The sequence below is a fragment of the Buttiauxella gaviniae ATCC 51604 genome (assembly GCF_001654835.1).
In the GTDB taxonomy this organism is placed as follows: Bacteria; Pseudomonadota; Gammaproteobacteria; order Enterobacterales; family Enterobacteriaceae; genus Buttiauxella; species Buttiauxella gaviniae.
In genome coordinates this window covers 220808-229060 of the sequence record NZ_LXEP01000020.1, presented here as the reverse complement: position 1 = coordinate 229060, position 8253 = coordinate 220808, and the positions used below count along the sequence as shown (strand labels likewise).

General features: G+C 51.3%; 8 protein-coding genes. 2 read left to right on the top strand and 6 right to left on the bottom strand.

The window, feature by feature from the left end; genetic code table 11:
* The first annotated feature begins 231 nt into the window (after positions 1–231).
* Complete coding sequence (locus M977_RS11085; RefSeq protein ID WP_064514910.1) at positions 232–930, top strand: FadR/GntR family transcriptional regulator; 699 nt, start codon at positions 232–234, stop codon at positions 928–930.
* A 42-nt stretch (positions 931–972) separates the two neighbouring features.
* Positions 973–2355 carry a multidrug transporter subunit MdtD gene (mdtD, locus tag M977_RS11080; RefSeq protein WP_064514908.1) on the top strand — a complete coding sequence of 461 codons (1383 nt, stop codon included), beginning with the start codon at positions 973–975 and terminating at the stop codon, positions 2353–2355.
* Here the strand turns inward: mdtD and rbsR are convergent.
* From rbsR to rbsD, 6 genes are all read right to left on the bottom strand, one after another.
* Complete coding sequence (rbsR, locus tag M977_RS11075) at positions 2352–3344, bottom strand: ribose operon transcriptional repressor RbsR (RefSeq protein ID WP_064514906.1); 993 nt, start codon at positions 3342–3344, stop codon at positions 2352–2354. The two genes, mdtD and rbsR, sit on opposite strands and share 4 nt — an antisense overlap.
* Before the next feature lie 2 nt (positions 3345–3346).
* Positions 3347–4276, bottom strand: a complete 930-nt coding sequence (rbsK, locus tag M977_RS11070) for a ribokinase (RefSeq protein WP_064514904.1) — start codon at positions 4274–4276, stop codon at positions 3347–3349.
* 71 nt (positions 4277–4347) lie between these two features.
* Positions 4348–5235 (bottom strand): ribose ABC transporter substrate-binding protein RbsB, encoded by an 888-nt coding sequence (gene rbsB / locus M977_RS11065; protein ID WP_064514934.1) that lies wholly within the window; start codon positions 5233–5235, stop codon positions 4348–4350.
* Positions 5236–5290: 55 nt separating this feature from the next.
* A complete protein-coding gene (rbsC, locus tag M977_RS11060; RefSeq protein ID WP_064514902.1) occupies positions 5291–6256 on the bottom strand; it encodes a ribose ABC transporter permease in 966 nt (321 codons plus the stop codon).
* Positions 6253–7767: a ribose ABC transporter ATP-binding protein RbsA gene (rbsA, locus tag M977_RS11055; RefSeq protein WP_064514900.1), complete on the bottom strand. Its 1515-nt coding sequence runs from the start codon at positions 7765–7767 to the stop codon at positions 6253–6255. Before rbsA ends, rbsC begins: the two co-directional genes overlap by 4 nt.
* Positions 7768–7774: 7 nt before the next feature.
* Positions 7775–8194, bottom strand: a complete 420-nt coding sequence (gene rbsD, locus M977_RS11050) for a D-ribose pyranase (RefSeq protein ID WP_064514897.1) — start codon at positions 8192–8194, stop codon at positions 7775–7777.
* Positions 8195–8253 lie beyond the last annotated feature (59 nt).

Here is an 8253-nt window from a genome sequence, read left to right as displayed (position 1 = left end):
GTCTGGCTGACAAGCCGGTTTGTAAGCCGTTGTGCCGTGTCAGTGGAGGCGCAGTATAGGGATTTTCTGGAAGCTGACAAGTGTTTATTGCAAATAGATTACCAAGCGTCTTTTTTTTCGCCAAAAGCACTGCAAAACAGCAGTAACACGGGATATTTGCTGTTTTAAGCATCAGGAAAGGACACCTGGTGGCATACTACTAATAGAAACAACGCTAAAGGAATTGCATTTATGTCTCTCTCTGCACAACAACTCGCGGCACAAAAGAACCTTTCCTATGTTCTTGCGGAAAAACTAGCGCAACGCATTCTCCGCGGAGAGTACGAAGCTGGCAGTATATTGCCTGGTGAAATCGAATTGGGTGAGATCTTCGGTGTTAGCCGCACAGCGGTACGAGAAGCAGTAAAGACATTAACAGCAAAAGGAATGGTTCTACCTCGCCCGCGTATTGGTACTCGAGTTATGCCTCGCAGTTACTGGAACTTCCTTGATAAGGAGTTGCTCGCGTGGTGGATGACAGAGGAGAACTTTAATGATGTGGTGGATTACTTCCTTGTTATGCGTAATAGCCTGGAACCACAAGCCTGTGCCATGGCCGCTATTAATGGTACTCAAGAGCAGAAAGCCTTTCTCAACGAGATGATGGTAGAAATGGTAACGCTGAAAGGCTCGTTTGACCGCCAGCGCTGGATAGAAGTCGATATGGCTTACCATGAACAAATCTATGCAATGAGTGGTAACCCTTTCCTTTGTTCTTTCGCTAACTTATTCCGTTCTATTTATTACAATTACTTTACCGCAATAACAGATAACGAAGTTATTAAGCTCGATTTGCACCAGGCAATTGTGGATGCCATTACCCAGAGCGACAGCCAGGCCGCGTTAATTGCAGGTCAGGCATTGTTAAAAGAACCTCTCGCTCAAAGGTAAGGACACGCATTTTCCTGGTTGCCTTAAAACATCAGGATAAAAATGACCAAAACAGCTCGCAGTATGGCCGGGTTACCGTGGATTGCGGCAATGGCCTTCTTTATGCAGGCGCTGGATGCCACCATTCTAAACACCGCGTTGCCCGCCATCGCTCATAGTCTTGGACGATCACCGCTGGCAATGCAATCAGCGATTATTAGTTACACGCTTACCGTTGCAATGCTAATCCCTGTCAGCGGCTGGCTTGCCGACCGCTTTGGCACACGACGTGTGTTTATGTTCGCGGTGTCTCTCTTCACTCTTGGCTCGTTTGCCTGTGCAATGTCAAACTCACTTGGTGAGTTGGTTGTCTTCCGTGTGATACAGGGTATCGGCGGGGCGATGATGATGCCGGTCGCCCGCTTAGCATTACTGCGAGCCTATCCGCGCAGTGAACTCTTGCCTGTTTTAAACTTTGTAACCATGCCAGGGCTCGTCGGCCCAATTCTTGGCCCATTGCTCGGTGGCGTATTAGTTACCTGGGCAAGCTGGCACTGGATTTTCCTCATTAATATACCTATCGGTATTCTCGGGCTCATCTACGCGCGAAAATACATGCCAAACTTTACGACTCCCCGTCGTGGCTTTGATATGACTGGCTTCCTTCTCTTTGGATTAAGTCTGGTAATGATCTCAAGCGGGATGGAGTTATTCGGGGAGCGTATTGTTGCCAGCTATATCGGCATTCTGACGATTTTGGGTGGCCTTGTTCTGTTGGCAACTTATATATGGCATGCACGCCGACACCCCACGCCGCTTATCGCCCTTCCGATGTTTCGCACCAGAACCTTCTCTATAGGTATTGTCGGGAATCTAGCTTCGCGCCTGGGAACCGGTTGTGTACCGTTCCTTATGCCTTTAATGCTACAGGTTGGCTTTGGCTATTCGGCGTTGATCGCAGGCTGCATGATGGCACCGACTGCGATTGGTTCACTATTGGCAAAATCCACTGTGACGCAAGTATTGCGTAAGCTTGGTTACAGGAAAACTTTAGTGGGAGTGACACTGGTTATTGGTTTGCTGATTGGGCAATTCTCACTGCAGTCGCCAGGGATGGAAGTGTGGCTACTCATTTTGCCACTGTTTATTCTGGGGATGGCGATGTCCACGCAGTTCACCGCAATGAACACAATTACGCTTGCCGATCTTACCGATGAAAATGCCAGTAGCGGGAATAGCGTGTTGGCCGTGACGCAACAACTGGCAATTAGCCTTGGCGTCGCGGTAAGTGCAGCAGTACTTCGTCTATATGAGGGCATCGAGAGTATTAATACTGTCGAGCAGTTCCACTATACGTTCCTGACGATGGGGGCGGTGACGCTCGTTTCGGCTCTGGTGTTCTTACTGTTACGCCCGAAAGATGGGCGCAACATGATTAAACGCTAGGCTGAACCACGCACCACCAGCTCAGGCGTCAGAAACAGGCGCTGTTTATCCAACGTGGGTTGCGCCATTCGATGTATCAGGACATCAACGGCCAGCTCACCTAGCTCATCTTTAGGCTGATGAATAGTGGTAAGCGGTGGCGTCATATAGCGGGCAAGTTCGATATCGTCATAACCGACCACGGCCATATCTTGTTGAACCTTAAGCCCGGCCTGATACAGCGCGTGGTAAGCCCCGACCGCCATCGCATCGTTGCCAGTAAACACGGCGTGCGGTGGCTCTTCCAGTGCAAGCAGCGAGTTCATAGCAGTGAAACCGCCCTGAAACTCAAAGTCACCGATAATCTCAAAGCCTTCATGAATCTCAAGACCGGCGCGATTCATCGCTTTGCGATAACCCTCGAGGCGCAACCGCGCCGGCGTTTTATCCTGCGGCCCTGTAATGCAGGCGATGCGGGTATAACCTTTATCAATAAGATGTTGCGTCGCGGTCTCACCACCAAGCAGTGAGTTGTCCTGAATAACATCGCTCTCACCTTCAAAAGGTGCCCAATCCATCATCACTGTAGGAATAGAAGGGTAGCGGCTCATTATTTCTGGGGAAGGGAGATGTGTTTCGGTGCACAACAGCAAAAGCCCGTCGACACGCTTTTGCAGCAATGTCTCCAGATTGCGGTTCATGCGCTGCTCGTCGCCTTCGGTATTGCAAAGCACCAGACTGTATCCACGCTCAAAGCAGCTTCGCTCAACCCCTCGCACCAGTTCAGAATAAAACGGGTTACTACTGGCGGTGATTAACATACCAATAGTATGTGTTTGATTGAGCTTGAGGCTACGAGCTAAAGCAGAAGGCGCGTAGTTAAGTGTTTTAATTGCCGCATCAACTCGTTCACGAATGGCATCACTCACGAAACGGTCGTTATTAATGACGTGCGAAACCGTAGAAGTCGAAACCCCCGCCATTTTCGCAACGTCTTTCATTGTGGCCATGATTATCCTTGCAGCTGCAAAAACTCGTCGATTTCATGACGCCACGGCACTGAAGGCTGTGCGCCTTTACGCGTCACGGCAATAGCGGCGGCGGCATGGGCAAAACGTATTGCCTCGGCCATTGGTTTATCTTCCAGTAATGCTGTGACCAGCGCACCATTAAAGGTATCGCCCGCCGCAATGGTATCCACGGCTTTGACCTTAAAGCCTGCAACGCGTTGCCCTTTACCCTTTTCACTCAGCCAGACACCACGGCTACCGAGGGTAATAATGACGGTTTCAATGCCTTTAGCGTGAAGCGCCTGAGCCGCAACCGCCGCGTCGTCATCATTTTCGACGCGCACACCTGTCAGTTTTTCCGCTTCAGTTTCATTCGGCGTAATCATATCCACCAGGCCGAGCAGTTCGTCAGATAACTCACAGGCAGGTGCAGGGTTGAGGATCACTTGGGTATTGTTCTGATGAGCAATTTTAGCGGCCGCCAGTACGCTTTCCAGCGGTGACTCCAGCTGCATTAAAAGCGCTGATGCTTCAGCGATTTTTTGATGTTGTTGTGCGACAAGCACAGGCGTTAATGCCCCATTCGCGCCGGCATGAATGCCAATCACGTTTTCACCGGCAGCGTTAACGAAGATCAGTGCCACACCTGTAGAGGCTTCTTTAATAGTACTGACAGGGGAGGTATCAATTTTGTCGCTTGCCAGTTGCTTGCAAACACGGCTTCCGGTGTCGTCATCGCCTACACAGGCAATAAAGGCAATGTCTGCGCCGCTGCGCCCGGCTGCGACAGCCTGGTTGGCACCTTTCCCACCGAACGCGACCTGGTACTCTTGCCCGGTAACGGTTTCACCCGGCGTCGGGAAATGTTCGAGATTAAGGATATGGTCAGCGTTAATACTGCCCAGCACGACGAGATTGCCTTTAGTTTTCATTTTTATCAGTCCAGTTAAGTGTGCCACCCCATTTCTGTAGTGGCACGGTGCCCTGCTTTTCTATTGTTGTCTTATTTAGTAATCAGCTTCAGGTCAACCGGGATTTTGGAGTCGACTTTTTCGCCTTTCAATACTTTGTCGGCAGTTTCTACGCCGATGACACCAATCTGGTCAGCCATCTGAGCCACAGTGGCCCCCAGTTTGCCACCTTCAACAGCTTTCACGCCGTCTGCTGTGCCATCGAAGCCAACAACCAGAACATCGGATTTACCGGCAGTTTGCAGAGCACGCAACGCGCCCAGTGCCATTTCGTCGTTCTGAGCAAAGACCGCCTGCACATCAGGATGCGCAGTCAGCAGGTTTTGCATGACGTTCAGGCCCTTAGTACGGTCGAAGTCAGCAGGCTGGCTCGCCAGAACAGTAAACTTGTGCGCAGCAGTCGCTTGTTTGAAGCCTTCGCCACGTTCACGCGCAGCGGATGCACCAGCAATGCCCTGCAATTCGATAACTTTCGCGCCTTCACCCAGTTTCTTAGCGATGAAGTCACCCGCCATTTTCCCGCCGGCCACGTTATCAGAAGCAATGTGGCTGACCACAGTACCCTGATTCGCCATACGGTCGAGTGTAATCACAGGGATTTTAGCCTGGTTGGCCATTTTCACCGCATTACCTACCGCATCGGAATCAGTTGGGTTGATAAGCATCAATTTAGTGCCGCGAACGGTTAGGTCCTGCACGTTCGCCAGTTCTTTCGCTGGGTTATTCTGGGAGTCCAACACAATCAGGTTATAGCCCAGTTTGTCTGCTTCTTTCTGTGCGCCGTCTTTCAGGGAAACGAAGAACGGGTTATTCAGCGTGGAAACAACCAGCGCGATGGTATCTTTAGCCATGGCGTTAGCGCTGACAGTGGCGCTCAGTGCAACAGCGGAAACCAGAGTAGCCAGTTTTTTCATATTCATAGTCAGATGTCCTGTTTTCATATTCATAGTCAGATGTCCTGTAGGGTTATGATTGTTACTGCTTTTTGTTGTCCACCAGCACCGCCAGTAAAATAACCACTGCTTTGACGATCATCTGGTAATAAGAAGAAACACCTAATAAATTCAGCCCGTTATTGAGGAAGCCTAAGATCAGCGCCCCGATCAGCGTCCCAACAATTCGCCCTTTCCCGCCAGCGAGGCTTGTGCCGCCAAGAACCACTGCCGCGATGGCATCCAGTTCATAGCCCGTGCCCGCCGTCGGTTGTGCAGAAGAAAGACGCGCCACTTCGATGATCCCGGCCAAAGACGCCAGCAGACCGCAAAGTGAGTAAACGATAATTTTGACTTTATTAACGCTGATGCCGGACAGGCGCGTTGCCGCTTCGTTACCGCCCAGCGCATAGATATAACGCCCCAGGCGAGTGTGGTGCAGCATGTACCACGCAGCCAGGAAAACGATACCCATGATCCACACAGGCGTTGGGATCCCCAGTGGGCGACCAATACCAAACCAGCCAAACAGATCAGCGTTATCAGAAAACCCCATGTTTACCGGGCTGCCATTGGTGTAAACCATGGTCACGCCACGCAGTAAAAGCATCATCACCAACGTGGCGATAAACGCCTGCACTCGGCCTTTCGCGACAATAATCCCCGTCACCGCACCGATAGCCGCGCCTAACGCCAACGCACCAGCAATAGCCACCAGCGCATTGACTTCTAAACCCACAATCGATGCCGCAACCGCACCGGTCAACGCCAGCAATGAACCGACGGACAGGTCGATCCCGGAAGTCAGAATCACCAGCGTCATCCCAACCGCCATAATGGCGTTCACAGAGGTTTGCTGCAGGATGTTGAACAGGTTATTGACGGTGAAAAAGTTCGGGCTAAGGCTCGACACAATCGCAATCAGTACCAGCAGAGCGATAAGGGATTTTTGTTCTAACAGCCACGCTTTAGTGAACCAGCGACGGCCAGGAATAGCTTGGGTACTCATTTTACAGACTCCTGATTCACGCGATTGAGCTTGCCGACGGCTGCCGCCATTAAGACTTCCTGAGTGGCTTCTTCACGGGTAAATTCCCCGCCCAGATGCCCCTCGTGCATCACCATGATTCGGTCACTCATACCGAGCACTTCCGGCATTTCGGACGAAACGAGAATGATGCTTAACCCATCGGCTTTGAACTGATTGATTAACTGATAAATTTCTTTCTTAGCGCCAACGTCAACGCCGCGTGTTGGCTCATCAAGAATCAGCACTTTCGGGCGCGTCATCAGGCCACGGGCAATCGCCACTTTTTGCTGATTGCCCCCTGAAAGCAGGCCGATTGGCTGCTCCATTGACGGGGTTTTCACGTTGAACAAACGGATAAAGTCCTGCACCGCTTGCTGTTCATCTTTATGCCGCAGGCTACCCACGTTATGGCTGAAGTAGCGCAGCGCAGTCAGCGACATGTTCTCTTTGACTGACATGCCGAGCACCAGCCCGTCACGCTTACGGTCTTCGGAGATATAAACGATGCCGTTTGCCAGGCCATCTTGCGGTGAGCGCGTCACCACTTCACGACCATCAAGCGCAACATAGCCGCCGGTACGCGGCAGTGCGCCATAAAGCACTTTCATTAATTCGGTACGGCCCGCGCCCATCAAACCGGCAACGCCGAGAATCTCGCCCTTGCGCAAAGTGAAGCTGACGTCATGCACGCCTGGCCCGGAAAGGTTGTCGACGCGCAAAAGGGTTTCGCCAGGTTGTTTATCCAGGCGAGGGTATTGATCCTCAAGTTTGCGGCCGACCATCATTTCGATAAGCGTATCTTCGGTCAGCGTCACCACTTCACGCTCGGCAATAAATTGCCCGTCGCGGAACACGGTCACGTCGTCGCAAATCTCGAAGATCTCTTTCATGCGGTGCGAGATATAGACGATGCCACGCCCCTGAGCTTTCAGCTCGCGAATAACGCGGAATAAAGAATCGGTTTCGGTATCGGTCAAAGCATCGGTTGGTTCGTCCATCACAATGACTTTCGACTCGAAACTCAGAACCTTGGCGATTTCGACCATCTGCTGATCGCCAATCGACAAATCACCCACCAGCTTCTGGCTGTTAAAGCGCAGGTTGAGCTTAGCAAGCAACTTATCCGCCTCGGCATACATCGTTTTCCAGTCGATTTTGCCAAAGCGGTTAACGTATTCACGGCCGAGAAAGATGTTTTCCGCGATGCTGAGCTGCGGGATCAGGTTCAGTTCCTGATGAATAATGCCGATGCCCGCTTCCTGTGAGGATTTCGGGCCATTAAAGGTGGTTTCTGTGCCAAGCCATAACAACGAACCCGCATCACGTTGATAGATGCCGGTCAGCACTTTCATCATGGTGGACTTGCCTGCGCCGTTTTCGCCCACCAGCGCCATCACGCGCCCGGCGTACACATTCAACGCGGCACCAGAAAGAGCTTTTACGCCCGGAAACGATTTATCGATCCCTTTTAATTGCAGTAACGGTTCCATGCCGGCCTCAGAAAGTTACGCCAGCACAAAGAATGATATTCGCATACGGGGAACACTCCCCGCTGCGAATAACCGCCTGGCTATCAGCGGTATGTTGCTTGAACTGTTCATGACTAATGTAACGAATAGAAATGGTGTTTCCCTGGTGTTGTTGCAGTTGCTCGATGTGCTTGAGCAACGTTTCATGGAGTTGGGGATTATGTTGTTTAATTTCCGAAGCTAAGACTGCAGCTTCAACCTGCATCTCTTGCGTTACGACTTCAACGACCTGCATAAAACCCGGTACGCCGTGAGTCAGTGCCAAATCAATACGCGGTGTATTGCGAGGAATGGGCAACCCGGCATCGGCAATCACCAGCGTGTCGGTGTGGCCAAGACGGGAAATAACAGACGAGATATCAGCGTTGAGAACTGTGCCTTTCTTCATTTTCTTACTCCACTAGCGAAACGTTTCGCTGAGATGAAGTGTAGGAAATGTAGTGGTGG

Excerpts from the sequence above, each read along its gene's own strand:
- M977_RS11085 (WP_064514910.1), top strand. The coding sequence starts at position 232 with ATGTCTCTCTCTGCACAACAACTCGCGGCACAAAAGAACCTTTCCTAT.
- mdtD (WP_064514908.1), top strand. The coding sequence starts at position 973 with ATGACCAAAACAGCTCGCAGTATGGCCGGGTTACCGTGGATTGCGGCA.
- rbsR (WP_064514906.1), bottom strand. The coding sequence starts at position 3,344 with ATGGCCACAATGAAAGACGTTGCGAAAATGGCGGGGGTTTCGACTTCT.
- rbsK (WP_064514904.1), bottom strand. The coding sequence starts at position 4,276 with ATGAAAACTAAAGGCAATCTCGTCGTGCTGGGCAGTATTAACGCTGAC.
- rbsB (WP_064514934.1), bottom strand. The coding sequence starts at position 5,235 with ATGAATATGAAAAAACTGGCTACTCTGGTTTCCGCTGTTGCACTGAGC.
- rbsC (WP_064514902.1), bottom strand. The coding sequence starts at position 6,256 with ATGAGTACCCAAGCTATTCCTGGCCGTCGCTGGTTCACTAAAGCGTGG.
- rbsA (WP_064514900.1), bottom strand. The coding sequence starts at position 7,767 with ATGGAACCGTTACTGCAATTAAAAGGGATCGATAAATCGTTTCCGGGC.
- rbsD (WP_064514897.1), bottom strand. The coding sequence starts at position 8,194 with ATGAAGAAAGGCACAGTTCTCAACGCTGATATCTCGTCTGTTATTTCC.